This is a genomic window from Streptomyces sp. NPDC025806 (genome assembly GCF_055558275.1).
In genome coordinates this window covers 71,790-97,378 of the sequence record NZ_JBVHMU010000017.1, presented here as the reverse complement: position 1 = coordinate 97,378, position 25,589 = coordinate 71,790, and the positions used below count along the sequence as shown (strand labels likewise).

Annotated in this window: 22 protein-coding genes and 1 riboswitch; of the genes, 11 read left to right on the top strand and 11 right to left on the bottom strand. The window is 72.3% G+C overall.

Annotated elements, in window-relative coordinates:
• Positions 1 to 3 precede the first annotated feature (3 nt).
• Both ACZ4E1_RS31595 and ACZ4E1_RS31590 read left to right on the top strand, forming a co-directional pair.
• Complete coding sequence (locus ACZ4E1_RS31595) at positions 4 to 1,371, top strand: SWIM zinc finger family protein (protein WP_467545943.1); 1,368 nt, start codon at positions 4 to 6, stop codon at positions 1,369 to 1,371.
• 54 nt (positions 1,372 to 1,425) lie between these two features.
• Positions 1,426 to 3,012, top strand: a complete 1,587-nt coding sequence (locus tag ACZ4E1_RS31590; protein ID WP_467545941.1) for a DUF5691 domain-containing protein — start codon at positions 1,426 to 1,428, stop codon at positions 3,010 to 3,012.
• Positions 3,013 to 3,378: 366 nt separating this feature from the next.
• Here the strand turns inward: ACZ4E1_RS31590 and ACZ4E1_RS31585 are convergent, their stop codons facing one another.
• On the bottom strand, positions 3,379 to 3,789 hold the full coding sequence (locus ACZ4E1_RS31585; protein ID WP_467545939.1) for a cobalamin B12-binding domain-containing protein: 411 nt from the start codon (positions 3,787 to 3,789) through the stop codon (positions 3,379 to 3,381).
• A 612-nt stretch (positions 3,790 to 4,401) separates the two neighbouring features.
• Here ACZ4E1_RS31585 and ACZ4E1_RS31580 point away from each other — a divergent pair.
• Together ACZ4E1_RS31580 and ACZ4E1_RS31575 are read left to right on the top strand one after the other, a co-directional pair.
• Positions 4,402 to 5,442, top strand: coding sequence for an esterase/lipase family protein (locus tag ACZ4E1_RS31580; RefSeq protein WP_467545937.1), 1,041 nt, complete (start codon positions 4,402 to 4,404; stop codon positions 5,440 to 5,442).
• 274 nt (positions 5,443 to 5,716) lie between these two features.
• Positions 5,717 to 7,408, top strand: coding sequence for a M23 family metallopeptidase (locus tag ACZ4E1_RS31575; RefSeq protein ID WP_467545935.1), 1,692 nt, complete (start codon positions 5,717 to 5,719; stop codon positions 7,406 to 7,408).
• 33 nt (positions 7,409 to 7,441) lie between these two features.
• Here the strand turns inward: ACZ4E1_RS31575 and pcrA are convergent, their stop codons facing one another.
• A complete protein-coding gene (gene pcrA / locus ACZ4E1_RS31570) occupies positions 7,442 to 10,024 on the bottom strand; it encodes a DNA helicase PcrA (protein ID WP_467545934.1) in 2,583 nt (860 codons plus the stop codon).
• Positions 10,025 to 10,322: 298 nt separating this feature from the next.
• Positions 10,323 to 10,526: riboswitch (cyclic di-AMP (ydaO/yuaA leader) on the top strand.
• 8 nt (positions 10,527 to 10,534) lie between these two features.
• On the opposite strand from pcrA, the gene ACZ4E1_RS31565 reads away from it, so the two are divergent.
• Both ACZ4E1_RS31565 and ACZ4E1_RS31560 read left to right on the top strand, forming a co-directional pair.
• Positions 10,535 to 11,740, top strand: a complete 1,206-nt coding sequence (locus ACZ4E1_RS31565; RefSeq protein ID WP_467545932.1) for a C40 family peptidase — start codon at positions 10,535 to 10,537, stop codon at positions 11,738 to 11,740.
• A gap of 97 nt (positions 11,741 to 11,837) precedes the next feature.
• Positions 11,838 to 12,791, top strand: coding sequence for a tellurite resistance/C4-dicarboxylate transporter family protein (locus tag ACZ4E1_RS31560; RefSeq protein ID WP_467546068.1), 954 nt, complete (start codon positions 11,838 to 11,840; stop codon positions 12,789 to 12,791).
• On the opposite strand, the gene ACZ4E1_RS31555 is transcribed toward ACZ4E1_RS31560, so the two are convergent.
• Positions 12,769 to 13,122 (bottom strand): hypothetical protein, encoded by a 354-nt coding sequence (locus ACZ4E1_RS31555; RefSeq protein WP_467545930.1) that lies wholly within the window; start codon positions 13,120 to 13,122, stop codon positions 12,769 to 12,771. The two genes, ACZ4E1_RS31560 and ACZ4E1_RS31555, sit on opposite strands and share 23 nt — an antisense overlap.
• Before the next feature lie 348 nt (positions 13,123 to 13,470).
• Between ACZ4E1_RS31555 and ACZ4E1_RS31550 the strand changes: the two genes are divergently transcribed.
• On the top strand, positions 13,471 to 14,520 hold the full coding sequence (locus ACZ4E1_RS31550) for a C40 family peptidase (RefSeq protein ID WP_467545928.1): 1,050 nt from the start codon (positions 13,471 to 13,473) through the stop codon (positions 14,518 to 14,520).
• A gap of 55 nt (positions 14,521 to 14,575) precedes the next feature.
• Complete coding sequence (locus tag ACZ4E1_RS31545; RefSeq protein ID WP_467545926.1) at positions 14,576 to 15,460, top strand: sigma-70 family RNA polymerase sigma factor; 885 nt, start codon at positions 14,576 to 14,578, stop codon at positions 15,458 to 15,460.
• A 9-nt stretch (positions 15,461 to 15,469) separates the two neighbouring features.
• On the opposite strand, the gene ACZ4E1_RS31540 is transcribed toward ACZ4E1_RS31545, so the two are convergent.
• Positions 15,470 to 15,982: a hypothetical protein gene (locus tag ACZ4E1_RS31540; protein WP_467545924.1), complete on the bottom strand. Its 513-nt coding sequence runs from the start codon at positions 15,980 to 15,982 to the stop codon at positions 15,470 to 15,472.
• Between the two features lie 89 nt (positions 15,983 to 16,071).
• On the opposite strand from ACZ4E1_RS31540, the gene murJ reads away from it, so the two are divergent.
• On the top strand, positions 16,072 to 17,757 hold the full coding sequence (gene murJ, locus ACZ4E1_RS31535) for a murein biosynthesis integral membrane protein MurJ (protein WP_467546067.1): 1,686 nt from the start codon (positions 16,072 to 16,074) through the stop codon (positions 17,755 to 17,757).
• Here murJ and ACZ4E1_RS31530 read toward each other — a convergent pair.
• From ACZ4E1_RS31530 to ACZ4E1_RS31515, 4 genes are all read right to left on the bottom strand, one after another.
• Positions 17,726 to 18,400 (bottom strand): esterase/lipase family protein, encoded by a 675-nt coding sequence (locus tag ACZ4E1_RS31530; RefSeq protein WP_467545922.1) that lies wholly within the window; start codon positions 18,398 to 18,400, stop codon positions 17,726 to 17,728. The two genes, murJ and ACZ4E1_RS31530, sit on opposite strands and share 32 nt — an antisense overlap.
• A gap of 59 nt (positions 18,401 to 18,459) precedes the next feature.
• A complete protein-coding gene (locus ACZ4E1_RS31525; protein ID WP_467545920.1) occupies positions 18,460 to 19,266 on the bottom strand; it encodes a hypothetical protein in 807 nt (268 codons plus the stop codon).
• Positions 19,267 to 19,529: 263 nt separating this feature from the next.
• A complete protein-coding gene (locus tag ACZ4E1_RS31520) occupies positions 19,530 to 19,790 on the bottom strand; it encodes a DUF397 domain-containing protein (RefSeq protein WP_467545918.1) in 261 nt (86 codons plus the stop codon).
• On the bottom strand, positions 19,787 to 20,584 hold the full coding sequence (locus ACZ4E1_RS31515) for a helix-turn-helix domain-containing protein (protein WP_467545916.1): 798 nt from the start codon (positions 20,582 to 20,584) through the stop codon (positions 19,787 to 19,789). Before ACZ4E1_RS31515 ends, ACZ4E1_RS31520 begins: the two co-directional genes overlap by 4 nt.
• 82 nt (positions 20,585 to 20,666) lie before the next feature.
• Here ACZ4E1_RS31515 and ACZ4E1_RS31510 point away from each other — a divergent pair, with 82 nt between their 5' ends.
• Positions 20,667 to 21,095, top strand: a complete 429-nt coding sequence (locus ACZ4E1_RS31510) for an ATP-binding protein (protein ID WP_467545914.1) — start codon at positions 20,667 to 20,669, stop codon at positions 21,093 to 21,095.
• A gap of 24 nt (positions 21,096 to 21,119) precedes the next feature.
• Here ACZ4E1_RS31510 and ACZ4E1_RS31505 read toward each other — a convergent pair whose 3' ends face one another.
• Both ACZ4E1_RS31505 and ACZ4E1_RS31500 read right to left on the bottom strand, forming a co-directional pair.
• Positions 21,120 to 21,812 carry a LuxR C-terminal-related transcriptional regulator gene (locus tag ACZ4E1_RS31505; protein WP_467545912.1) on the bottom strand — a complete coding sequence of 231 codons (693 nt, stop codon included), beginning with the start codon at positions 21,810 to 21,812 and terminating at the stop codon, positions 21,120 to 21,122.
• Complete coding sequence (locus ACZ4E1_RS31500; protein ID WP_467545910.1) at positions 21,809 to 23,104, bottom strand: ATP-binding protein; 1,296 nt, start codon at positions 23,102 to 23,104, stop codon at positions 21,809 to 21,811. The genes ACZ4E1_RS31505 and ACZ4E1_RS31500 overlap by 4 nt, the downstream gene beginning before the upstream one ends.
• 161 nt (positions 23,105 to 23,265) lie before the next feature.
• On the opposite strand from ACZ4E1_RS31500, the gene ACZ4E1_RS31495 reads away from it, so the two are divergent.
• Positions 23,266 to 24,558 carry a PspC domain-containing protein gene (locus ACZ4E1_RS31495; protein WP_467545908.1) on the top strand — a complete coding sequence of 431 codons (1,293 nt, stop codon included), beginning with the start codon at positions 23,266 to 23,268 and terminating at the stop codon, positions 24,556 to 24,558.
• Between the two features lie 411 nt (positions 24,559 to 24,969).
• On the opposite strand, the gene ACZ4E1_RS31490 is transcribed toward ACZ4E1_RS31495, so the two are convergent.
• Positions 24,970 to 25,485 (bottom strand): DoxX family protein, encoded by a 516-nt coding sequence (locus ACZ4E1_RS31490; RefSeq protein ID WP_467545906.1) that lies wholly within the window; start codon positions 25,483 to 25,485, stop codon positions 24,970 to 24,972.
• Between the last annotated feature and the right edge of the window lie 104 nt (positions 25,486 to 25,589).

Sequence of the window (25,589 nt, the reverse complement as noted above, 5' to 3'; positions counted from 1 at the left end):
GACATGACTCAGCAGGGGGTGCGCTGGACGACGGACCAGGTGCTGGCACTGGCACCTGACGTCGCGTCACGCAAGGCGGGAAGCAAGCTCGGGACGGCGGGGCCGTGGTCGGGGACGGGGAGTACGGACGAGGAGGCGGTGTGGGGGCAGTGCAAGGGGAGCGGCAGCCGGCCGTACCTGACGGTCGTGGACATCGGCGGGGCGCAGGGCGCGGCGTACAAGTGCAGTTGCCCGAGTCGTAAGTTCCCGTGCAAGCACGCGTTGGGGCTGCTGCTGCTCTGGGCGGGCGGGGCGGCGCAGGTGCCGGGCGGGGCGGTCGCGCCGGACTGGGCGGAGGAGTGGCTGGCGGGGCGGCGCGAGCGGGCCGAGCGGCAGCGGGCGGAGCCGCGGGGCGCGTCGGCGGCCCCGGCCGATCCGGAGGCGGCGCGGCGCAGGGCGGAGCGGCGCGCGCAGCGGATCTCGGCGGGGGCCACGGAGCTGGAGCAGCGGCTGGCCGATCTGCTGCGCGGGGGCCTGGCGCAGGCGGAGCAGGCCGGGTACGGGCTGTGGGAGGAGACGGCGGCGCGCATGGTCGACGCGCAGGCGCCCGGACTGGCGGCGCGCGTCCGGGAGTTGGGGGCGATACCGGGGTCCGGGCCCGGCTGGCCGGCGCGGCTGCTGGAGGAGTGCGCGCTGCTCCACCTTCTGGACCGGGGGTGGCTGCGGCGGGCGGAGCTGCCGGAGGCGCTGGCGGCGACGGTGCGTACCCGTGTCGGCCTGCCCGCTTCGGCGAGCGATGAACCGCTGCGCGACCGGTGGCTGATCCTGTCTCAGTACGACACATCGGACGGCCATCTGACGACGCGCCGGATCTGGCTGTACGGCACGGAGTCGGACCGCACCGTACTGCTCCTCTCCTACGGTGCGGCGGGCCGGGCCCCGGCGCTGGTGCTGCCGCCCGGGCTGGTCCTGGACGCGTCGGTCGCCGGGCGTCCGGGTTCCCTGCGGGCGGAGCTGGTCGAGCAGTTCGGGGCGCCGGAGCCCGGGGGTGCGAGACCGGCCGGGGCCGATGTCGACGCGGCGCCGGCCCTCTACGGTGCGGCGTTGCGGGCCGATCCGTGGCTGGAGTCCTGGCCGGTGACGCTGACGGAGGTCGTCCCGGCCCGCGCCCCGGACGGCTCCGGCGGATGGCAACTGGCGGACGCCGACGGCAAGTCCGCTCTGCCGCTCACCCCGGCCGCGGCGGCGTCCCCCGGCCTGTGGCGCCTGGTCGCCCTGTCGGGAGGGTCCCCGGTGACGGTCTTCGGCACCTGCGGCCACGCGGGCTTCCGCCCCCTGTCCGCCTGGGTCCCCCGGACCCCGGACGCACCACTGATCCCCCTGACCGACTGACCCCCACGACGCACCTTCGTACGGACGCAACTGACGCACCGGGAGGCCCACTTCATGATCGCTTCGTCCGATGTCGGCTCGTCCTGGGACGAGCTGGTCAGCACCGCTCTGCTCGGGACCGCGCGGCGCTCGTCCACCACTCCGGAGGCGTTGCTCGACGCGGCCGCCCTGGAGACGGTGCGGCGGCGGGCGGGGCTGCGGCCGGTGGCCGCGGCGGCTGCGCCCGAGCCCGCGCTCGACGACCCCCGGCCGGCGCTGCCGGCCGCGGCGCGGCAGCGGCTCGCCGTGCTGCTGACGGACCGCGCCAGTTCAGGCGGGGCGCGCCGCGGCTCGGCGCCCGACCTGCTGGAACTGCTGCCGCAGTGGCTCGCCACGGCCAACGGATACGGGTACGCGCCGCCGCCCGAGCTCCTTCCGGCGCTGCTGGACGCGGCGCGCGGGCGCACGGATCTGCGCCCTCAGGCGCTGGCGTTCGCGGGGCCGCGCGCGTTGTGGCTGGCGCGGCTGAACGGGGACTGGAAGTTCGCGCTCCGGGCCACTCCGGGTGCGGGGGCCGCCCTGCCCGCGCCGGACGACGCGGAGGGGGTCGGACGGCTGTGGGGCGAGGGGCTGTTCGCGGAGCGGGTCGCGTTGCTCGCGGCGGTGCGTGCCCATGATCCGGCGGCGGCGCGGGAGCTGCTCGCGGGGACGTGGCGCACGGAGCGGGCCGAGGACCGGCTGATGTTCCTCGACTCGCTGCGCGCGGGGCTCGGTGACGCGGACGAGGAGTTCCTGGAGCGAGCGCTCGGCGACCGCAGCAGGAACGTGCGGGCGACGGCGGCCGAACTGCTGTCGGCGCTGCCGCGTTCGGCGCTGGCCGCGCGGATGGCGGACCGGGCGCTGTCGTGCGTGGCGCTCGACCGGGCGGCGGGGGTCGTCGTGGTGGAGGCGCCGCACGAGTGCGACGCCGGCATGGAGCGGGACGGGGTCGTGGCCGTGCCGCCGACGGGGCGGGGCGAACGGTCGTGGTGGTTCGGACAGTTGGTGGAGTCGGCGCCGCTGGACCGGTGGGCGGCGCGGTTCGGTGGGCGTACGCCCGAGGAGATCGTGGCACTGGAGGTCGCGGACGACTGGCAGGGCGAGTTGCACGGTGCGTGGTGCCGGGCGGCGGTGCGGCAGCGGGACACGGCGTGGTCGCGGGCGCTGCTCGGGCCGCCGACGGCGCCGGGGGCGGCGGGGCCCGGGGCGGTGTCGCTCGCCGAGCGGGCCAAGTTGCTGGCGGCGTTGCCGGGGGCGGAGCGGGCGGCCTGGGTGGCGGCGTTCATCGCGGCGCACGGGTTGTCGGAGGCGTTCCAGCTGCTCGGGGTGTGCGGGACGCCGTGGGCGCCGGAGCTCGGGCGGGCCGTGGTGGACGCGCTGAACATCGCGCGGGACGCGGGGAGTTATCCGTGGAGCTTCAGCGGGGTGATGGGGCTGGCCGAGCGGTGCCTGGACCCGGAGGAGGCGGTGCGGCTGGAAGGTCTGACCGCGGCGGTCGACGAGCCGGAGGGGGCGGCGCCCGGGGCCGGGGGGTACTGGGCGGAGGCGTTCCAGCGCCTGGTAGGAACGTTGCGCCTGCGGCGGGCCATGCGGGACGAATTGGCTCCGCCGGGTGCGGGGTAGCCCGGCTTCCCGCCGTGGGGGTTTGGCGTCATGGCCGGGTGCGGGTCCGGTGGGGGCTGGTCGCGCAGTTCCCCGCGCCCCTGAGATGCGCACTTCGTGCGCCCCAGGGGCCCGGTGGTCGCGACCCGCGGCGGAGCCGCTGATCGGGTACAGCCCCGCGCCCCTGGAGATGCGCACTTCGTGCGCCACCTCCATCGGGGCGGCGCCCCATCGGGGAAATGCGGCGCGAAGCGCCATGCATTTCAGGGGCGCGGGGAACTGCGCGACCAGCCCCCACCGGACCCGCACTCGGCGACGGCGCTCCAGCCCTACGGCGCCGGCGCCGCAGCCGAGGCCGACCGAAGAATGCCACCCGCCCCCGGCCGGCTAGGCCAGTTCGCGGACGTTGCCCCGGACCCACTCCACGATGGACGCCGTGGTCGCCCCGGGCGTGAAGATCTCCGCGACACCCTTCTCCTTGAGCGGAGCGATGTCCGCCTCGGGGATGATCCCGCCCCCGAAGACCTTGATGTCCGCCGCGTCCCGCTCGACAAGCAGTTCGATGACCCGGGCGAACAGCGTGTTGTGCGCGCCGGAGAGGATCGAGAGGCCGATCGCGTCGGCGTCCTCCTGGATCGCCGTGTCCACGATCTGCTCAGGCGTCTGGTGCAGGCCCGTGTAGATGACCTCCATACCGGCGTCACGCAGCGCCCGCGCGATCACCTTGGCCCCGCGATCGTGGCCGTCGAGTCCCGGCTTCGCGACGACCACGCGGATCGGACCGGCTGCCACACCCATCACTGCCTCCATGAAGTGACTGATCCCCGGGGCCCTGGACCGTCCCGGGTTCCGGGCGCCCGCTTCGGACACCCGCTTGCGGATACCCGATTCCGGACGCCCGAAGTGAACGAACGTTATCGACAGCATCCCGCAACCGGCCGTTTCGCGGTGCGGAGCGAGGGGGAAATCACACGGTGGGACACGTTCACTGCGCATCGCGACCGTTCCGGGCGGCCCGTCCGCCCGTTCCGGACCCGAAGCGCGAGGAGCCGGAACAGAGACACGGACCAGCGGGGAAAGACGTCGCCACAGGTGACCGCGCGTGTCCGCGGAGACGCGGGCAGCGACTGCGGTGGCGGACCTGATCACGGTGCAGCACCGTGAGAGGTGAGTCAGGGTGCCGACGCCACGACAGGGGCGACGCCGAGCAACGAGAAACAAGCAACGAGCAGCGCAGCGCATCCCTCCACCGACCGCACGACCACCACCCACACCACCGCACCACCCCTCATCACCAGCCAGCACCAGCACCACCGGCAGCACCACCGCCACCGCCTCGTCCTCGTCCGGCTCCCACGAGTGCACGCGGGGGACGCAGATGTCCTCCCTGTGCCGACGGGAGGTCGACCGATGAAGTCCACGGACACCGCCACCACGGACACCGCCACCGACACCGCCGTGACCGGCAAGGCCACCGGCGCCGCGAACCCGGCAACCACAGCGACATCCGCACCCCACGCCACACCCGCCGGCCCGGTGAGCACCGCCTCCAGAACTCTCTCCACGGCCCTCACCACGCTCGGCGCCCTCGCGGCCCTCGCCGACCTCCCGCCCTTTCGGGCCCTCCCCCGCCGCCTCCTGCCGGACCGGCTCGCCGGGCTGTCGACCGTCCTGGTGAAGGCGACCGCGCTGGAGCTCGCGATCCTCGCCGGGCATCTGGTGCTGTATCCCTCGGGCCTCACCCCGGAGCGCCGCGCCCCGCGCGTCCCCGCCCCCGCCGACGTCCCCTCGGCCGCCCCGGAGCGCCCGCCGGTCCTGCTCCTGCACGGGTTCATCGACAACCGCTCGGTCTTCGTGCTGCTGCGCCGCGCCCTGGCCCAGCACGACACCCGGCACCTGGAGTCCCTCAACTACTCGCCGCTGACCTGTGACATCAGGGCGGCCGCGACGCTGCTCGGCCGGCACATCGAGGATCTGTGCGAACGGACCGGCCAGGACCGGATCGACATCGTGGGCCACAGCCTGGGCGGCCTCATCGCCCGTTACTACGTGCAGCGGCTGGGCGGCGACCGCCGCGTCCGCACCGTGGTCACGCTCGGCACCCCGCACAGCGGCACCCGCGTCGCGCCGCTCGCGGACGCGCATCCGATCGTGCGGCAGATGCGGCCGGGCTCGTCGGTGATCGAGGAGTTGAAGGAACCGGCACCGGGCTGCGCCACCCGCTTCGTGAGTTTCTGGAGCGACCTCGATCCGCTGATGGTCCCGCTGGAGACGGCCTGCGTCGACCACCCGGATCTGATCGCGCAGAACGTGCGGGTCACCGGCATCGGGCACCTGGCCCTGCCGGTGCATCCGGCGGTCGCGGCGGCCATCCGCGAGGCACTCGCCGCCGACCCGGCGGCGGGGGCGGACAGCGCCGCCGACACGCGCGGCGGTCTCACCGTCGCCTGACGACCACCTTTCCCAGGGGCTGTGTTCGAACCCGCGGCCCCTGCGGACCCTCAACGCGCACAGAGCGGTACGTACCCGCACGTCCCGGGCTCCGGCCTTCTCGAACTCGTCTCGAACTCAGCGCCAAGCGCATGCCCGCAGTTCACCGAAACAACGCCGATTGCCCCTTTCCTGGAGCGGGGAAACCTGCCGAAGATTGTCGTGCGCTCGTACCGCCGGGTACAGTCGCCGCACTGCTCTGGCAGCCCCTGTCGTCGAGGCGAAAGAGAAGTTGGTGAACGACCGTCATCCGTCGGGGAGCGCGCACGACGCGACCTACGACGGTTACTCCACGACCAGCTTCGCCACTGACCCGCTCTTCGGCGACCTGGCGGACTCAGACCCCTACGGCACCGGCTCCTACGGCCATGTCCAGGACTCCGGGCAGTGGTACGGGTCGGACGGGCAGCACCAGCACCAGCAGTACGCGGCGGCAGCGGACCCGTACGCCACGTCCTCGTACGAGACGCACGGGACCGGCGGCTACGACACCTCGGGCCTGTGGACCGACCCCGGGTACGGGCAGCAGCACACCGGGCAGTGGGACACGCAGTCCGCCACCGGGCACGCGGGTTTTGACGGCACGTCAGAGTTCGGGACGCAGGCCTTCGACGCCACCGGGTTCCAGCACCCGGGCTACGACTCCACCTCGGCCGGCTTCCCGGCCGCGTCGGCGGACTACACGGGCTACACGGATCACACGGCGACGACGTCCCCGTTCGAGGCCTCCGCCTTCGAGACGTCCACGTTCGAGACGCCCTCGTTCGAGACGTCGGCCTTCGATGCGCCGGCCTTCGAGACCGGGAGCTTCCAGGGCGTCGGCTACGAGACCCCGGCGCACGGGACCGCCACGTTCGACACCACGGGCTTCGAGACCGCCGGCTTCGACCACTCGGCCCTCCTCGGCTCCACGTCCTACGACACCGGCGCCTACGACGCCACTGCCTGGAACTCGGCCGGCACCGAAACCCAGACTGCCCAGCCGGCCCAGACCGCGCAGGACACGCTCCACGCCCACGTACCGGACCAGTACGTGCCCGAGGATGCCTACGACGAAGCGGATGCCCCCACTCCGGCCGACGCGGAGCAGGACGACGCGGCGGATGCCCTGGACGCCGAGGAGCAACCGAACCCCTGGGAGCCGGAGTTGGCCCGGGCCGCGGCGCCGCGGAGCGCCCCGCGCGGTCGCGCGGCGGCCCGTCGCCGGACGCCCGCCAAGCGTTCCGCCCTGCTGACCGTCGCCGTGCCCTCGGTCTGCGCGATCGGTGTCGCCGGTGTCGCCGCCGCGTCCGTCGGCGGTCTCGGCGGCGAGGAGCCCAAGGAGACGAAGGCCGCCGCGGCGCCCGACGTCGCGACCGTGAAGCCCTCCGTCGCGAACAACAAGCTGGACACCCAGCTGCGCGGACTCTCCGCGGACGCGGGCGACTTCGCCGACCGGGCGAGCCGCACGCAGGAGCGCATCGACCTGAAGGCGAAGCAGGAGGCGGACCGCAAGAAGGCCGCCGAGGAGGCCGCCCGCAAGGAGGCGGCCCGTCCCAAGTTCGCCCTGCCGGTCGCGGCCCACGGCCTGTCCGCCTACTTCGGCCAGGCCGGTATCAACTGGATGTCCTCGCACACCGGCATCGACTTCCCCGTCTCGTACGTCCCCGTGATGGCGGCGACCGACGGCACCGTCCGCACGCAGTTCAACAGCGCGTACGGGAACATGGCGATCGTCACCGCCAAGGACGGCACGGAGACCTGGTACTGCCACCTGTCCCGGCACACGGTGCTGAGCGGGCCGGTGAAGGCGGGTGACGTCATCGCGACGTCCGGCGACTCCGGCAACTCGACCGGCCCGCACCTGCACTTCGAGGTACACCCCGGCGGCGGCGCCGCGGTCGACCCGCTGCCGTGGCTGCGCAGCCACGGCCTCGACCCGACCTGACGCCCCGGCCCGACGCCCCCGGCCGGGGCCGGGCTACAGCTTCTCGACCGGCGCGTACCGCAGCAGCAGCCGCTTCGGCTTCGGGTCGCCGAAGTCGATCGTCGCCTCCGCCTTGTCGCCCTGCCCGTTGACCCCGACGACCGTGCCGAGGCCGAACTGGTCGTGCGTGACACGGTCGCCGACCGCGAGGGCCACGACCGGCTTGTCGCCCGCCCGCCCCCGGCTCGTGGCGAACGCGGGCGTCGTACGCGAGCGCGACGACGACAGGGTCGAGGACAGCGAGGCCGCGACACCGCTCTTCCCGAAGCCGCCGCCGGAGCCGCCGAAGCCACCGCGCCCGGCCGTCGCCGACGGTGTCGCCGGACCCGTGCGCTTCCAGTCCAGGTGCGCGGCCGGGATTTCCTCCAGGAACCGCGACGGCGGATTGTACGAGGGCTGGCCCCAGGCGCTGCGCATCGAGGAGCGGGTCAGATAGAGCCGCTCGCGGGCGCGCGTGATGCCGACGTAGGCGAGCCGGCGCTCCTCCTCCAGCTCCTTGGCCTGGCCGAGGGAGCGCATGTGCGGGAAGACGCCGTCCTCCAGGCCGGTCAGGAAGACCGTGGGGAACTCCAGACCCTTCGCGGTGTGCAGGGTCATCAGCGTGATGACGCCGCTGCCGTCGTCGTCCTCGTCGGGGATCTGGTCGGAGTCGGCGACGAGCGCGACCCGCTCCAGGAAGTCCGAGAGCGTACCGCCGGAGGCCTCGGCCTGCGCGCCCTCCTCGGCAGCGCCCTCCCCCGCCGCGTTCTCCTGCTCGAACTCCAGGGCCACGGCCGCGAGTTCCTGAAGGTTCTCGATGCGGGTCTCGTCCTGCGGGTCGGTGGAGGCCTGGAGCTCGGCGAGGTATCCGGTGCGCTCCAGGACGGCTTCGAGGACCGTCGCCGGGCCCGCGCCGGACTCGACGATCGTGCGGAGGTCCTCCATCAGCGTGTTGAACCGCTTCACCGCGTTCGTCGAGCGGGACGCCATCCCGTACGCCTCGTCGACCCGGCGCAGGGCCTGCGGGAAGGAGATCTTCTCGCGCTGGGAGAGGGCGTCGATCATGGCTTCGGCGCGGTCGCCGATGCCGCGCTTCGGCACGTTCAGAATCCGGCGCAGCGGGACGGAGTCCTCCGGGTTGGCGAGGACCCGCAGGTAGGCGAGGACGTCCCGGACCTCCTTGCGCTCGTAGAAGCGGACGCCGCCGACGACCTTGTAGGGGAGGCCGACGCGGATGAAGACCTCTTCGAAGACACGGGACTGCGCGTTGGTCCGGTAGAAGACGGCGACGTCGCCGGCCTTCGCGTCGCCCGCGTCGGTCAGCCGGTCGATCTCGTCGGCGACGAACTGGGCCTCGTCGTGCTCAGTGTCCGCGACGTAGCCGGTGATCTGGGCGCCCGCGCCCGCGTTCGTCCACAGGTTCTTCGGCCTGCGCGACTCGTTGCGCTCGATGACCGCGTTGGCCGCGGAGAGGATCGTCTGGGTCGAGCGGTAGTTCTGTTCGAGGAGGATCGTCGTCGCGTCCGGGTAGTCCTCCTCGAACTGGAGGATGTTGCGGATCGTGGCGCCGCGGAAGGCGTAGATCGACTGGTCGGCGTCACCCACGACGCACAGCTCGGCCGGGCCGGGGTCGTCCGTGGCCGGCGGCGCGTCCACGCCCGCCTCCACCTCCGCGTCGTGGGCGGCGGGGGTGCCGACCAGCTCGCGGACCAGGGCGTACTGCGCGTGGTTCGTGTCCTGGTACTCGTCGACCAGGACGTGCCGGAAGCGGCGGTGGTAGTGCTCGGCGACGTCCGGGAAGGCGCGCAGCAGGTTGACCGTCGTCATGATCAGGTCGTCGAAGTCCAGCGCGTTCGCCTCGCGCAGGCGGGACTGGTACATCGCGTAGGCCTGGGCGAGGGTCTTCTCGAAGCCGTCGGCGGCCTGGGCGGCGAAGTCCTCCTCGTCGATCAGCTCGTTCTTCAGGTTGCTGATCTTGGCGCTGAAGGACTTCGGCGGGAACTTCTTCGGGTCCAGGTCCAGGTCGCGGCAGACCAGGGCCATGAGGCGCTTGGAGTCGGCGGCGTCGTAGATCGAGAACGACGACGTGAAGCCGAGCCGCTTGGACTCGCGGCGCAGGATGCGGACGCAGGCGCTGTGGAAGGTGGAGACCCACATCGCGTTCGCCCGCGGGCCCACGAGGGCCTCGACGCGCTCCTTCATCTCGCCCGCGGCCTTGTTCGTGAACGTGATCGCGAGGATCTGGCCGGGGTGCACGCCGCGCTGACCCAACAGGTACGCGATGCGGTGCGTGAGGACGCGGGTCTTGCCGGAGCCGGCGCCCGCGACGATGAGCAGGGGGGAGCCGCCGTGGACCACGGCCGCCCGCTGGTTCTCGTTCAGCCCCTCCAGGAGGGCCTCCGGGTCCAGGACCGGGCGGGGCGCCCCGTCGCGGTAGTGCGTGTCCCGGTCCGCGGGCGCGTCGAACTTCCCCCCGAACAGGTCGTCCGGGAGCGGCTCGGGGGCCCCGTCGTGCTCGGGGTCCTCGGGCGGCGGCGGGGGCTCCTCCGCGGGGGACTGGAGGCCGGCCAGGAAGCTGTCGTCAAAGAGGCTGCTCATCGCTCTCCGAGTCTAGGCCGCCCCACCGACAGCCCGCCGTCACCTTCACGGAGACGCTCCTCGCATTCACGGAGACGCTCGTCCCGCTCACGGTGACACACGTCGCACCACCCTTCGCGATGCCCTGGTCACCCAGCGCGACAGCAAAGGCCGTTCGGGGCCCGCGGCGTAGAGATCATGGAAATGGTCACGAAAACGTATCGGGCATATCGAACATCAACCTTCACAGCAGCAACACGAGTTGGCTACGGTGCTGCGCGGGCAGTCCGTCCCCCCGCCCGCGAACAACGCGGCGAGCGGACAGCCCCCGCCGAGTCCCGTACGCCGAGAGGCAGGGAACCGGGGACCCACCGACCTTGGGGTGAATCGGTCAACAGTCCGGCGGCGCCGGATGGTTGGCCGTAGGGCAGCCTTCCGTACGACGTGCACCACCGCGCACCGAAGCGATGGGGCACGAGCCCGAACCCGACAGCTAACCCGGTAGGCGGATTACGGAAGGAGTCGCCTGCCTTGGCGTCGCACCGCAAGCCGCGTACCCGCTCCCGGATGACCGGCGGCACCCGTACGACCCCCGCGGTCGGCATCACGACCGCCGCCCTCACCTCCGTCGCCCTGCTCTCGCAGACGGCCCAGGCCGCTCCGGCCCAGCCCGCGAAGCCGAGCCTCGAAGAGGTGCAGAAGAAGGTCGACACGCTCTACCGCCAGGCCGAGGTGGCCACGCAGAAGTACAACGCGGCGCAGGAGCGGACCACCGGCAAGAAGAAGCAGGTCGATCACCTCCTCGACGACATCGCGCAGCGCACCGAGAAGATGAACACGGCCCGCGAGGAGCTCGGCCGGTTCGCCGCCGCGCAGTACCGCACGGGCGGGGTGAGCGACACGGCGACGATGTTCCTCGCGGAGAACCCCGAGGACTACTTCGCCCAGGACCAGCTGATGAGCCGGCTGACGTCCCGCCAGAAGAAGGCGGTCGACGACTACCAGGTGCAGCAGCGCGAGACGGCGAAGAAGCGCACCGAGGCGCAGGAGAGCCTCAAGCAGCTGACCACGTCGCAGACCGAGCTGAAGACGTCCAAGCAGACCGTCCAGACCAAGCTCGCCGACGCGCGGAAGCTGCTGTCGGAGCTGACGGCCGAGGAGAAGGCGCGGCTCGCCGCGATCGAGCGGCAGAAGCAGGAGGCGGCCCGCAAGAAGGCCGCCGAGCTCGCCGCCAAGCAGAAGGCCGAGGAGGAGGCCAAGCGGAAGGCCGCGGAGGAGGCGCAGCAGCAGGAGGACGCCTCCGGGTCCGGTTCCTCGACGGGTTCCGGCTCGGACACCGGCTCGGGTACCGGCTCGGGCTCCACCGACACCTCGTACGCCACGAAGGCCGCGAAGGCCCTCGCCTTCGCCAAGGCCCAAGAGGGCAAGCCGTACGTGTGGGGTGCCACGGGCCCGGACTCCTACGACTGCTCGGGGCTCACGCAGGCGGCCTGGAAGGCGGCCGGGATCTCGCTGCCGCGCACCACCTGGGACCAGGTGGAGATCGGCACGACGGTCCCGCTGTCCGACATCCAGCCCGGTGACCTGGTCTTCTTCTACGACGACATCAGTCACGTCGGCATCTACAAGGGCGACGGCATCATGATCCACGCCCCGAAGCCGGGCGCGTACGTGCGCGAGGAGTCCATCTACTACGACGGCACGGCGTCGATCCACAGCGTGGTGCGCCCCGCCTGACGCCGCTCGCGGTTACGTTCGGGCGGTGGACCGCGACCGCCCGGACGTGCCCGGGACCCCCGACCCCGCAGCGCCCTCCCCTTCCTCCCCCTGGGCGATGATCCCGCCGGCCGCCGGCGCCGCCGTCATGGCCACCGGCATCGTCTCGGTCGGCCTCCATCTGCTCGGGCAGGACGTGCTCTCGGCCGTGTTCCTCGTGCTGGCCTCGGCGCTGTGGGGGCTGCTCGCGGTCGTCTTCTGCGCCCGCCTGTTCGGGGACCGGGGCCGCTGGGAGCGGGAGGCGGACACGCCCGCGGCACTCACGGCGGTGGCCGCGACGTGTGTGCTCGGCACCCGGTACGCGCTGGCCGGCCGTCTCGGGTTCGCCGAGGTGCTGCTGGGGATCTCGGTGGTGGTGTGGCCGGTGCTGTTCGTGGCCGTGGTGCGGCACTGGCGGCCGAAGATGCCCGGTGCCGTCTTCATCACCTGCGTCGCGACCCAGGCCCTGGCGGTGCTGGGGGCGACGCTGAGCGCGTCGGCGCACGTGGCGTGGCTGGGCTACGCGGCGGTGGGGTTCTTCTGGTTCGGGCTCGTGGTGTACGCGGCGGCGTTCGTCCGCTTCGATCTGCGGCAGGTGCTGACCGGGGCCGGGGACCACTGGGTGGCGGGCGGCGCGCTCGCGATCTCGGCGCTCGCGGCGGCCCGGCTCGTGCTCGCGGATCGGGCCGGTGACCTGTGGAACAACCAGGACACCGAGGTGCTGCGGTTCATGGCCGGGCTGCTGCTCACGCTCGATCTGGGCTGGTACGCCGTGCTGTGCGTGGCCGAGGTGGTGCGTCCGCGCCCGCACTACGACGTGCGGCGCTGGTCGACGGTGTTCCCGATGGGGATGACGGCGGTGGCGACGCTGATGGTCGCCACCGCGGTGGAGACTCAGTGGCTGGAGACGCCGGGGCGGGTGCTCGTGTGGATCGCGGTCGCGGTGTGGCTCGCGACGGCGACGGGAGCGGTCCTGTCCCTCTCCTCCGCCTACTCCGCCTACTCCTCGCTCAGGTCCACAGGACGGCGATGAAGATGTTCGCCACGGTCAGCGCGCCGACCGTGAGGAACAGCGGCTTCTCCGCCTTCTCCTCGTCCCGCTTCACGTAGACGATGCCGAGGACGACGATCAGGATCGCGAGCTTCACGCCGATCTTGATGTTGTCGACGCTGTAGTCCTGGGCCTGGTTGAGGCCGACGAGGGCGACGCCGGTCACCAGCATCGTCAGGGCGCCGTGCAGCATCGCCTTGGTGAAGCGGGCGGTGCCCTGCTTCAGCGCCGACATCTGCGTGAGGAACCCGCCGAGCAGCGAGGCGATGCCGATGATGTGCAGGCCGACGAAGAGGTGCAGGAGTACGTCCATGAGGCGGAGCCTAGCCAAGCGCCGATCGGCCCCTTTCACCCCTCCCCCACCCCTCCTCACCGGTCACGCACGAACACCGGACGCTCACACTCCGCCACAGCCCACAACAAAGGGGCCAGTTGAGGACAGTCCGGTACCAACCCGTTACGCCGAGGTTTAGCGTCCTTCCTCAGGTGACCGGCTCCCCACCGCCGCCCGGCCAGGGGCGGCAGTCGGCCACCACCGCCGAGAAAGGTCCGGCGGCGGTCCGCTCCCCCTGTGCGGGCCGCCGCCGGACGCGTCACAGCCCCTCTCGGCGGGCGTACGAAAGCAGTGCGTGCAGTACGACCCGGAAGGACGTGGCTGAACGTGCCGGCAGCGCATCGCAAGCCGAAACAGCGCTCCATCAGTGGCCATACGGCCGCCCGTACCGCGGCCACCCTCGCGCTCGCCTCCGCGGCGACCGCCGCCACCGCCTTCGAGGGCGGCGCGGCGCACGCGGAGCCGGACCTCACCCCCGCTCAGGTGAGGGCGAAGGTCGACCGGCTCTACCAGGAGGCGGAGGCCGCCACCGACCACTACAACGGCGCGAAGGAGAAGGCGGGCGAGGCCCGCAAGAAGGTCGCCGCGCTCCAGGACGAGGCCGCCCGCCGGGAGGCCGCGCTCGGCACCCAGCGCCGGGCCCTCGGCGAGACGGCGGCGGCGCAGTACCGCACCGGCGGCATCGACCCGTCCGTGCAGCTGCTCCTCTCCTCCACCCCCGACCGCTATCTCGACCGGGCCGCGCTCGCCGAGCGGGCGGGCACCCGGCAGGCCGCCGCGATCACCCGGGTCCGCAAGGAGCTGCGCGAGATCGACCAGCTCCGGGAGCGCGCGGACGGCGAACTCGGCCGCCTCAAGGCCCGCAGGGCCGAGCTGGAACGCCAGAAGAAGACCGTCACCCGGAAGCTGGCCGAGGCCCGTCGCCTCCTCGACCGTCTCACCCCGGCCGAGCGCGAGCCCGCCGCGGACCGCGCCTCCCGCTCCACCCCGCGCGACACCACCGCGAGCGCTCCCGCGAAGGCGGCCAACTCCCGTACGGCGGCGGCGATCTCCTACGCGTACGGCGCGCTCGGCAAGCCCTACGTGTGGGGCGCGACCGGCCCCTCCGCGTACGACTGCTCGGGCCTGACGCAGGCCGCGTACCGCGCCGCGGGCGTCTCCCTGCCCCGCACGACGTACTCCCAGATCAACGCGGGCCGCCGCATCGCCCGCTCCCAACTCCAGCCCGGCGACCTGGTGTTCTTCTACTCCGGGATCTCGCACGTCGGCCTGTACATCGGCGGCGGCAAGATGATCCACGCCCCGAACCCGAGCGCGCCGATCCGGATCGCCCCGATCGACGAGATGCCGTTCGCGGGCGCGACCCGGGTGGCGTGATCCACCGCCCGTGATCTCCTGCCCGCGATCTACCGCCCATGATCTACTGCCCCCTGTGACGAGGGAACAAGGCAGCGGGGCCCAGGAGTTGGCGGACCGTTTCGAGGCGGAGCGGCCCCGGCTGCGCTCGGTCGCGTACCGCATGCTCGGTTCCCTCAGTGAGGCCGAGGACGCGGTGCAGGAGGCGTGGCTGCGGGCCGACCGCGCCGGCACGGACGACGTGGAGAACCTGTCGGCGTGGCTGACGACGGTCGTGGCCCGCGTCTGCCTGAACCTCCTGCGCTCCCGTACGACCCGCCGCGAGGACCCGCTCGACACGCTGGACGCGGGTGTGGCGGGTCCGGAGGAGGAGGTGGTGCTCGCCGACGAGGTGGGCGTCGCGCTCCTCGTCGTCCTGGACACGCTGTCCCCGGCCGAGCGGGTCGCGTTCGTCCTGCACGACACGTTCTCCGTGCCGTTCGACGAGATCGCCCCGCTCCTGGACCGCTCCCCCGCGGCCGTACGCCAACTGGCGAGCCGCGCCCGCCGCCGCGTGAAGGGCGCCACTCCTCTCCCCTCGCCCGACCTGACCCGCCGCCACCGCATGGTCGAGGCGTTCCTCACGGCGACCCGAGGCGGCGACTTCCAGGCCCTGCTCACCCTCCTGGCCCCCGACGTGCTCCTGCACGCCGACGCGGCGGTCATCCCGACCCCGCACCCGGTCACCCTTACCGGCGCCCGCCAGGTCGCCGAGAGCGCGATGGCGGCCATGCCCCGCGCCCTGCTCACGGGCCCGGCCCTCATCGACGGCACCCCCGCCCTGGTCATGTCCGTCCACGGCCGCCTCTCCCTGGTCCTCACGTTCACGTTCACGGAGGACGCGTCCGCGATCACGGGGATCCAGGTGGTGGCGGAGCGGGAGGAGCTGGCAGGGATGGAGATCTCGGTGCTGCCGGAGTAGCCGTCCGCGTCACGTCAGCCGGTGGACACCTCGCCACGTCCACCCCGAGCCGAGCACGACCTTCTGCATCGGGTCCCGCATGTAGTTGGAGTCGAAGTCGACCGAGTAGACGCGCTGACGGCGCCCCTCCGCGTCCTTCTCCCAGTGGAACTTCTTCGACCACACCCGGGTGCGCGGCCCCCGCCCGACCTTCTTCTCGGCGACCCACCGGAGGTTCTTCCCCCGCCGTGTGACCTCGTGGACGTGGGCACAGACGCGCGCCTCACGGGCCGACTCGTCGAGCCGCAGCACGAACTTGAACCGCCGCTCCGTCTGCTCACGGTTCCGGCCGCTGCCCCAGGCGGGCTCGATCATGTGCCACTCGGCCACGACGTCGGCACCGCTCTGCCCGGCCCGGATCCGCCACGGCTTGTCCGGATCGTCGAGGGCCAGCAGCGCCGACTGCACGTGCGCACGGGCCCTCGGCGCGACCCCCGCCTCCGGGTACCGCGTCCCCGTCCACCAGTCCCGAAAACGCCCCATGCCCCGCGAACCTCCCCCGTCGTGTCCGCTCCAGCGTACGAGGGCCTGGCCAGGGGTGAGGGCGCCGGTCGGCGTAGGTTGACCGGATGGTGGTTGAGGGGGCGGACTCGGCGGCGGTGCAGGACAGGTCGCGCGAGCAGGACGAGAGCAAGGGCAAGGGGCGACTCGGGGGCGCCGGGCGGTCTTCGGTGGTGATGGCTGTCGGGACCGTCGTGAGTCGGGGGACCGGGCTCGTGCGGCAGGTGTTGCAGGCCGCCGCGCTGGGGACGGGACTGCTGGCCAGTACGTACAACACGGCGAACACCGTGCCGACGAGCCTGTACACGCTGCTGATCGGCGGAGCGCTGAACGCCGTGCTCGTGCCGCAGCTCGTGCGGGCGCGGGCGACGCAGGCGGACGGCGGGCGGGCGTACGAGCAGCGCCTTGTCACGCTCGTGGTGTGTGTGCTCGGGGTCGGGACGGCGCTGGCGGTGTGGGCCGCGCCGCAGATCGTGGGCCTGTACATGCGGGACACCCCGGAGGGGCACGAGGCGTTCGAGCTGACGGTGACGTTCGCCCGGTTCCTCCTGCCGCAGATCTTCTTCTACGGGCTGTTCGGGATGTACGGCCAAGTCCTCAACGCCCGCGAGAAGTTCGGCGCGATGATGTGGACGCCGGTGCTCAACAACGTCGTGCTCGTCGCGATGTTCGGCGTGTATCTGGGGCTCATGTCGGCTCCGGAGCGGATCGAGGACATCGGTGCCGGGCAGGTGCGGCTGCTGGGGATCGGGACGACCGTCGGGATCGCCGTGCAGGCCCTGGCGCTGGTCCCGTTCGCGCGGGCCGCCGGGTTCAGGTTCCGGCCGCGGTTCGACTGGCGCGGTTCCGGGCTGGGGGCCGGGGTGCACGCGGCGAAGTGGACGCTGCTGTTCGTCCTCGCCAACCAGGTCGCGCTGACCGTCGTCACGAACTACGCCAACGCCGCCGACCAGGCCCTCCCGCATGCCGGCGCGGGCTACTCCGCGTACACGTACGCGCAGACCATCTGGATACTGCCGCAGTCGATCGTGACGGTCTCGCTCGTGACGGCACTGCTGCCGCGCATGAGCCGGGCCGTCACCGAGGGGCGCCTCGCGGATCTGCGCGGGGATCTGGCGCGGGCGCTGCGGATGACCGGGGTCGTCATCGTCCCGGCCGCGTTCCTGTTCCTGGCACTGGGGCCGGACATCGCAGCGCTGCTGTTCGCGCACGGGACCTCGGACGCCGCCGCGGTGCGCCCGCTCGGGTACATGCTGCAGGCGTTCGGGCTTGGGCTCGTGCCGTTCTCCGCCCAGTACCTGCTGCTGCGCGGCTTCTACGCCTTCGGGGACACCCGCACCCCGTTCTTCATGGCGGCCTGGGTCGCCGTCGTCGACATCGTGCTCGCCACCGCCTGCCATCTGCTGCTGCCCGTGCGATGGGCCGTGGTCGGGATGGCCGGGGCCTACACGCTGTCCTACGCCGCCGGGCTCGGCCTCACCGCGTACCTGCTGCGCCGCAGGCTGGGGCGTCGGATCGACGACGGTGACCTGCGGCGCACGTACCTGAAGCTGTTCGGCGCATCCGCCCCGGCCGCCGCGCTGGGCTGGGCGGCGGCCCGCGCGTGCGACCGGCTCGGAACGGGTCCGGGCATCGCCGGTTCGGCAGTCGCCCTGGTCGCGGGCGTCCTCGTGCTGACGCTGGTGTTCCTCGGCCTGGCCCGGCTGCTGCGGATTCCCGTCGCCGTCAGCCGGTCAGCAGGGCGTCGAGCTGGTTGAGGACTGTCGGGTTCGACAGGAAGTCGTTGTGCTTGAGGCCGTCGGTCTTGATGTTGGTGGCGCCGGTCAGCTGGGTGCTGGTCTGCGGGAGGATCTGTTCGTCGTTCGGGGACCAGAAGGTCGTGTAGCGGGTGGTGCCCGGGGTGGGGTCGCCCTCGTTGAGGTGGCTGACGACCCAGGAATTGGGGGTCATGTCCTTGCAGCCCTGGTCCCACAGGGCGCACGCGTAGGCGAGCGAGGTGCCGTGGTTGGGGCCGGCCAGGGAGATCCACTGGTCGACCTTCTGGCCGCCCCCGCCGAACTTGATGTACCAGCGGCTCGGCAGGCTGCCCAGGCTGTGGGCCACGATGTTCACCCGGGGTGCCCCCAGGGAGTTCACGTAGGCGGCCAGCTGCCCGGCCAGGACCTCGTTGGTCGACTTCGAGGTGTCGTACTCCCAGGTGTGGATTCTGTCCTCGGGGAATCCGCCGCTGACGAGACGGTCCTTCAGGCTGCCCCACACCCCGGCGTTCGCGTTGCGGCCGTGGATGAGGACTACGGGGATGTCCGCGTCGTCCGCCTGGGCAGGGACGGCGACTCCGGGGGCGGCCAGGAGGGCCGCGGCGAGGGCGGTGGTCGTGGCGGCGATGGCGAGGCGACGCATGGCTGCTCCGATGTCCGTCGGGCGAAGGGGGTGGCATGTTCGCGGGACATGCACGCGCATCATGCGTGACGGATCGTCAGATCAACAGGGTGCGTACGGGATCGGGTCGCCTGGCAGGGGCGGCAGAGGCCGTCGGGGATCGCGTCTGGGCGGCCAGGTACGCCGCATTCTGTGCATTCGACCAGGTTGCGGTGGCGGTGGAGGGGTTCCGTGGGTGGGGCGGGTGGACGGAACTGCAGCCGCTCTGGCGGGAGTTTGTCGCGCAGACGGCGGGCGACGAAGGCACGGGGTGCGTGGACGGTGGGCGGCAGGCCCGTCGTCAGGGCTTCGGTGAGGTTGTACGGGGCCGGGTCGCGGGCCAGCCAGGTCGCGGCGAGGTCTTCGAGGGCGGTGCAGTCCGCTGCGGAGAGGGTCAGGCGGGGGTCGCGGAGCCCTAATTGGGCGAGCACGCGGTACGCCTCGCTGCGGGGTGCGCGCTGCTGGGGTGCGGAATCCTGGGCGGGCGCCTGGTCCGGTTCCGGTACGTCACCTTCGAGGAAGCGGGTCCACCATGCGCTCCTGCGTGCGGTGCGGGACCAGTACGTTTCCGACACCCAGCGGACGGTGCCGTCTTCCTGCTCGGCGACCCGGCGCACCCTGCGCAGATGTCCGGCGACGGTCAGCTCGTTCAGCGCGGAGCGCACCGCCATCTGCCCGTAGAACTCCTGGCTCTTGGCCAGCGTCTTGGCGTCTATGGCGGCGCCCTCGGGGAGCGCATCGATGAACCCGGCGAGGTAGCGGGCACGGAGGGGGAGGTGCGCGAAGCTGTCGTCCCGGAGGGGTTCTCGGTCCGGGGTGCCGCGTTTTCCGTAGCCCGGGTTGGCCAAGGGATGCGCCGGGGACGGCAGGGCAGAGCTAAGGTCTTGGGTAGCCACGAGATCGCCTCTGGATCTTGTCGGTCAGACCCCGGCGGGTGTTGGTAGCACCCGACCGGGGTTGTTTTCTGTCGCGAACTTAGAGCGTCGCGACACTCCGCCGCAAGCCGATCACGGAAAGTCATCGCGGCCGGCTTCTGGGGAGGGTGGGTGGTGGGTTGAGACCCATCCACCCATTCCGCTAAAGGCAGGGCTCGCGTCTCGAAGCTCGGGGTTCAGGCGGTGCGAGTGGCGCAGGCGTGCGCCAGAAATGCCGTCCAGGCGGAGGCGGTTGAGACGAACGTCGGGCTTTGGGGCCCGAGCTTCGAGTCTCGGATGTGGATGTGGGTGGGGAGGGTGGCGATCTCCACGCAGTTGCTGCCCTGACTGTCGCTGTAGCTCGACTTGCGCCAGTCCAGCGCGACTTCGACGCAGTTGCCGCCCTGGTCGTCGCTGTAGCTCGACTTGAACCACGTCAGACGGGCGTCGCCGTTCACAGTCCTTCCGCCACCTTCCTGATAAAATCGGCCGAGTCTCCGGGGCCGAGAGCGTGCATCCGGATGATGTCATGGGCGCGGGACAGGGCACTGACCTTGTCCGCATCGGCGTACAGCGGACTCGTCTCCGGCCCCTCCACATACGCGAAGCGCTCATGATCTGCCGTCTCCAGCAGAACAACAGCACCCCGCAGGGCAACCCCATAAGCCCGCCCGAACGGCAGCACCTGGATCAGGACGTTCCGCAACTGTCCGACCTCCAGGAGCCGTTCGAGCTGCACCCGCATGACGTCCCGGCCACCCACCTCGCTCCGCAACGCCGCCTCGAACACCACGAACGAGAACATCACCCCCGTCCGCGTTCTCAGCGCCTCCTGGCGCTTGAGGCGACCGGCGACGCGCTGCTCGACCGTCTCGTCGTCAAGAGGCGGAGAACTCGCCCCGATCAGGGCCTTGGCGTACTCCGGAGCCTGCAACAGGCCCGGAATGAGTAGGGGCTCGTACGAGGAGATGGCGATCGCGTCTCGCTCCAGAGACATGAACTCCTGGGAGCGCTGGGGGTGCGGCTCCGGCTTGAGGTACTGCTGCGCGGCGACGATCTTGCCGCCCGCCTTGCACAGCAGGTCCGCGACCTGGAGCAGGTGGGTCGTGGGGCGGCGCCGGCCGTTCTCCATCGACTTCACGTACTCGTATCCGTAACCGGCCTCGTCGGCCAGGGTCTCGCGCGCCACGCCCGCCTCCGTGCGCCAGAGCTTGATCTGGCTGCCGCAGTAGCGCCAGGCGGGATTCGTCACCGGGTCCACGAGGGGTACAAGTACCCGTTGTACCCACGTGGTTACTCCCCCGGGGTCCGGCCGGGGCGGGACCTTGGTGCGCATGCACAGCGAACGGCCCACGAGGCTTCCGCAGGACATCGAATGGCGCATGGCACGGCGTGCGCGGAGTGTGGGGCGGGCGCGGTCGCTGTTCCGGGAGCAGGCCGGGTCGTGGGGGCTCGACCCGGCGGTGATCGAGACGGCGGAGCTGCTGCTCAGCGAGCTGATGACGAACGCGTACCAGCACGCCGCCGTCCCGCCGGGCCGGGAGATCTGGGCGCGGGCGATCCTGGCCGGCGGACGGCTGCGGGTGCAGGTGACGGATGCGAGCGCGGTGTTTCCGGTGGTCCGGACGGCGTCCGCCGAGGACGAGTCGGGGCGCGGCCTCGCGCTCGTGGCGGTGCTGGCGGACGGCTGGGGCGTGGAAGGGCGTGCGCCCGGGGTGGGCAAGGTCGTGTGGTTCGAGCTGAAACTCACGCCGCCCGCGTAGCACCCGCCCCGGGCCGGGCCCGGGTCACACCAGGCGCCGCGCCGTCGCCCAGCGGGTCAGCTCGTGGCGGTTGGAGAGTTGGAGTTTGCGGAGGACCGCTGAGACGTGGGACTCGACCGTCTTCACGGAGATGAAGAGCTGCTTCGCGATCTCCTTGTAGGCGTAGCCGCGGGCGATCAGGCGCAGGACCTCGCGTTCGCGCTGGGTGAGGCGGTCGAGGTCCTCGTCGACCGGCGGGGCGTCGGTCGAGGCGAAGGCGTCGAGGACGAAGCCGGCGAGGCGCGGGGAGAAGACGGCGTCGCCCTCCTGGACGCGGAAGATCGAGTCGACGAGGTCGGCGCCGGTGATGGTCTTCGTGACGTAGCCGCGGGCGCCGCCGCGGATCACACCGATGACGTCCTCGGCCGCGTCGGAGACCGAAAGGGCCAGGAAGCGGACGGGGTTGTCCGCGTCGGCCATCAACGAGGCGCTGCGGCGCAGGACTTCGACGCCGCCGCCGCCCGGCAGGTGGACGTCGAGGAGGACGACCTCGGGGCGGGTCGCCGTGATGACGGTGACCGCCTGGTCGACGTCGGCGGCCTCGCCGACGACCTCGACGCCGGTCTCCTCGGTGCGGCCGATCTCGGCCTGCACGCCGGTGCGGAACATGCGGTGGTCGTCCACCAGGACCACCCGCACGTGCCGTCCCGGACCAGATTCCTCAGTCGGTTCCGTCATGCCGTCTTCTCCGCCCTCTTCATGGTCAGTTCGACCTCGGTGCCCCCGTCGGGGACCGCCCGCAGCCGGGCCGTCCCGCCGTTGCGCTCCATCCGGCCGATGATCGATTCTCTTACGCCCATGCGGTCCGCGGGGATGGCGTCGGGATCGAAGCCGGGGCCCCGGTCCCGTACGGAGACGAAGACCTCGTCCCCTTCGACCTCCGCGTAGACCTGCACCGGCCCGCCCTCGCCACCGTACTTGGCGGCGTTCACCATCGCTTCCCGCGCGGCCTGCATCTGTGCGGCCAGTTTCTCGTCCAGGGGACAGTCGCCGACGACCACGACCTCCAGGGGGACGCCGTGCTTGTCCTCGACCTCCGCCGCGTTGCGCCGGACGGCCTCGGCGACCGTCTCGGGCTCCTGCGGGTTCTCCGCGGCGGCCGGCTTGTAGAGCCAGGCCCGCAGATCGCGTTCCTGCGCGCGGGCCAGGCGGCGCACCTCGGCGGGGCTGTCCGCGTTGCGCTGGATCAGGGTCAGGGTGTGCAGGACGGAGTCGTGGACGTGCGCGGCGACCTCGGCGCGCTCCTGGGCGCGGATGCGCATCAGGCGTTCCTCGGACAGGTCCTGGGTCATGCGGATCAGGTAGGGGCCGGCGAGCAGGGCCACGCCGACGAGGACCGCGAGGGCCGCCTGGAGGATCGAGCCGAGGTGCTCGGTGGCGCCCTGGGTGACGAAGATGCCGGTGACGCCCGCGCCGACGAGCAGGACACCGGCCGCGGCCCGCGCCAGGTTCAGGGTGCGCCGGCGGCGGCCGACCTCCATCCAGCGGGCCCGGCGCGCGTTGTCCGCCTGCCGCCAGACGAGGGCGACGCCCGCGCCGACGAGGATCGTGGGGACGACGTACGCCTTGGTGTTGCCGGTGAGGTTCACGTTCTGCACGAAGATCATCGACATGACGACCATCAGCAGCAGCGCGAGCACCTGGCCCCGGTCGGGGCGGCGCGTGACCAGCCGGCGCCGGCCGTCCGCCGACACCTCCGACGTGAGCACCGGCGGCCGGTCGGCGCCGACGCCGCCCACGCCGAGCGGCACGAAGAACCAGAACGACGCGTAGAGCAGCGCGCCGAGCCCGTCGGCCATGAACAGGCCGACGAAGACCAGGCGCACCCAGATCACCGGCAGGCCGAGGTGCCCGGCGAGCCCCCGCGCGACCCCGCCGAGCCAGCGTCCGTCGCTGCTGCGGTAGAGCTTGCGCGGCGGCCGCGGGTCGCGCGGGTCTTCGGTGAGAGGGGCGGTCGCTGCTTCCGGCATGGCACCGATCGTCACACGGCGCGGTGTCATCGGGCATCAGGGTCGACCCCTGGGACTCCCCTGATCTCGGGTGCGGGCCGGCAGTGCGTCGGGGCGATCTCAGGGTTCCGCCAGGGTTGTCCCTGCTGCCCCTGGCGGCACGGGGCCGTCACCATGGACGTATGACGCAGGCCCCCCAGAACCCGACGGACCCGACGGTCCCCGACGGCACCCACGCCCCGCCCCGCTTCCGCCGCGACCGGCGGTACAAGACGCTGGGCGGGGTCTGCGCGGGGCTCGGCCGGCAGTGCGACGTGGACCCGGTGATCTTCCGGATCGGACTCGCCGTGCTCTCCGTGACCGGCGGCGTCGGCCTCATCTTCTACGGCTTCGCGTGGCTCTTCGTCCCCTACGACGACGAGGACGAGAACGAGTTCCGCAAGCTGCTCACGGGACGCGTCGACGGGCCGGGGCTCGCCGCGATCGTCACGGCGCTGCTCGGGTGCGGACTGTTCCTGTCGATGCTGAACAACGGCGGCGTGCTCACGTTCGCCGCCGTGCTGGCCCTGCTGCTCGCGGGCACCGGCTACTGGTCGCAGCAGCGGCGCGGCGCCGACCCCGACCCGGTGGCCGCGCAGGCCGTCGCCGACGCGCCGCCCGAGGCACAGGCGCCGCCGGTCTCCGGGGCGCCCTCCTGGTGGCGGGACCCGATCGTGAAGGACGGCACGCACGTCGGCGGCACCGGGTACTTCTGGGGGCCCGACGGCAGCGAGGACCTCGGTTCCGCGTACGGGGCCGGGGGCGGGCCCGCGACGAAGCGTCCCGCTCCGCCCGCACCGCCGCGCGGGCCGCGGGGCATCGGCGGGCGGGTGTTCCTGGGCGCGCTGGTCGCCGCGGGCGTCGGTACGGGGGTCACGTGGGACGAGCGGACCTTGTCGGCGAGTCTGCAGACCGGGCTCGCCTGCGCGCTCGGGGTCTTCGGACTCGGCATCGCGGTGAGCGCGTTCCGGGGGCGGACCGGGGCCGGGACGATCGTGCTCGCGGTGCTCACGGCGGGGCTGCTCACGGCGTCCGCCGCGCTGCCCGCGGACCTCAGCAAGGACTGGAAGCGGGAGACCTGGACGCCGGCGAGCGCGGCGCGGGTCGCGCCGCGCTACGAGCTGGGGGCCGGCACCGGCACGCTCGATCTGTCCCGGGTGGACGTGGCGCGGGGCGCGTCGGTGTCCACGCGGATCGAGGTCGGGGCGGGGCGGGTGAAACTCGTGCTGCCGAAGGACGAGCGGGTGGAGCTGCGGCTCCAGGTCGGGGTCGGTGCCGTGCGGTTGCCCGACGATCCGTCGAAGGACGTCGACGTGCGGCCGGACGTCGACGAGAAGGTGACGCTGCCCGCGGCGCGGGGCGGTGCGGACGTGGGCCTGATCAGGGTCCAGGTCGAGGTCGGGCTCGGACAGGTGGAGGTGTCCCGTGCGGCATGACTTCTTTCCGGGGCGGCTGGTGGCGGGGGTGGTGCTGCTCGTCGCGGCGGTCGTCTATCTCGGTGACGCGGGTGAGGCTTGGACGGCTCCCTGGTGGGTCGCCTTCCCTCTGGTGGGTGGCGGGTTGTGCGTGGCTCTTTTGGTGGGGGTGGTGACGCAGCTCGTGCGGGTGCGGGGGCGGGGGCGGCGCCGTAGCTCCGACTGAGCGTTTTCGGGTGCGGGTGGGTGAGGGCTGGTCGCGCAGTTCCCCGCGCCCCTGAAATGCGGACCCTTCGGGTCGCATTTCCCCGATACAGGTGCGGGGCGCCTTTCATCTGGGGAAGGCGCGGCGAAGCCGCATGCCTTCCAGGGGCGCGGGGAACTGCGCGAGAAGCCCCACCGGCCCGCACCCAGCGACGAGACCCGGACCCGCTACGGCCGCGCCCGGTGTTCGCGCCACCACGCGTCGACGGACCAGACCGCCGCCCCCGCCAGGATCAGGGGGAGCCATGCCATCAGGTAGGCCAGGTCATTGCCCAGGTAATACGGCTCCGTGGCCCAGCTGACCGTGAGCCACAGGCTGAGGGAGATGAGCGCGCCGCCGAGCGCCGCGACCCGCGCGAGAATGCCGAGCAGCGTCCCGATCCCGACCGCCAGCTCGCCGAGGGCGATCGCGTAGCCGAAGGCGGACGGCGACTTGAGCGCCAGGTCGACCAGTTCGGGGAACGCGGAGATGTCGCGCACCCCGTGCATCTGGTCCCCGATCGACCCGGGCCCGCTCGCCTTGAAGAACGCGCTGTCGGTGAGTTTGTCGAAGGACGCGTAGATGAAGGTGACGCCGAGGAATATCCGGAGCGGGAGCAGGGCGAACCGCTGCGCGGAGTCCCGCCAGTCCGTGCTCCCCTCGACGTAGCTCGTGTGCACGTCCGTCCGCATGCCGTGTGCCATCGCCGGTCCGCCGCCTCTCCGCGCCTGATGCCTGCAACCCGTCATCTGACGATACGTACGGGAGCGCGATCCGGCTCAGTCGTGCGGCCGTTCGGACGTGCGGA

Excerpts from the sequence above, each read along its gene's own strand:
- ACZ4E1_RS31510 (WP_467545914.1), top strand. The coding sequence starts at position 20,667 with ATGCACAGCGAACGGCCCACGAGGCTTCCGCAGGACATCGAATGGCGC.
- ACZ4E1_RS31540 (WP_467545924.1), bottom strand. The coding sequence starts at position 15,982 with ATGGGGCGTTTTCGGGACTGGTGGACGGGGACGCGGTACCCGGAGGCG.
- ACZ4E1_RS31580 (WP_467545937.1), top strand. The coding sequence starts at position 4,402 with ATGAAGTCCACGGACACCGCCACCACGGACACCGCCACCGACACCGCC.
- ACZ4E1_RS31505 (WP_467545912.1), bottom strand. The coding sequence starts at position 21,812 with ATGACGGAACCGACTGAGGAATCTGGTCCGGGACGGCACGTGCGGGTG.
- ACZ4E1_RS31560 (WP_467546068.1), top strand. The coding sequence starts at position 11,838 with ATGATCCCGCCGGCCGCCGGCGCCGCCGTCATGGCCACCGGCATCGTC.
- ACZ4E1_RS31590 (WP_467545941.1), top strand. The coding sequence starts at position 1,426 with ATGATCGCTTCGTCCGATGTCGGCTCGTCCTGGGACGAGCTGGTCAGC.
- pcrA (WP_467545934.1), bottom strand. The coding sequence starts at position 10,024 with ATGAGCAGCCTCTTTGACGACAGCTTCCTGGCCGGCCTCCAGTCCCCC.
- ACZ4E1_RS31495 (WP_467545908.1), top strand. The coding sequence starts at position 23,266 with ATGACGCAGGCCCCCCAGAACCCGACGGACCCGACGGTCCCCGACGGC.
- ACZ4E1_RS31500 (WP_467545910.1), bottom strand. The coding sequence starts at position 23,104 with ATGCCGGAAGCAGCGACCGCCCCTCTCACCGAAGACCCGCGCGACCCG.
- ACZ4E1_RS31595 (WP_467545943.1), top strand. The coding sequence starts at position 4 with ATGACTCAGCAGGGGGTGCGCTGGACGACGGACCAGGTGCTGGCACTG.
- ACZ4E1_RS31585 (WP_467545939.1), bottom strand. The coding sequence starts at position 3,789 with ATGGGTGTGGCAGCCGGTCCGATCCGCGTGGTCGTCGCGAAGCCGGGA.
- ACZ4E1_RS31530 (WP_467545922.1), bottom strand. The coding sequence starts at position 18,400 with ATGCGTCGCCTCGCCATCGCCGCCACGACCACCGCCCTCGCCGCGGCC.
- ACZ4E1_RS31490 (WP_467545906.1), bottom strand. The coding sequence starts at position 25,485 with ATGGCACACGGCATGCGGACGGACGTGCACACGAGCTACGTCGAGGGG.
- ACZ4E1_RS31555 (WP_467545930.1), bottom strand. The coding sequence starts at position 13,122 with ATGGACGTACTCCTGCACCTCTTCGTCGGCCTGCACATCATCGGCATC.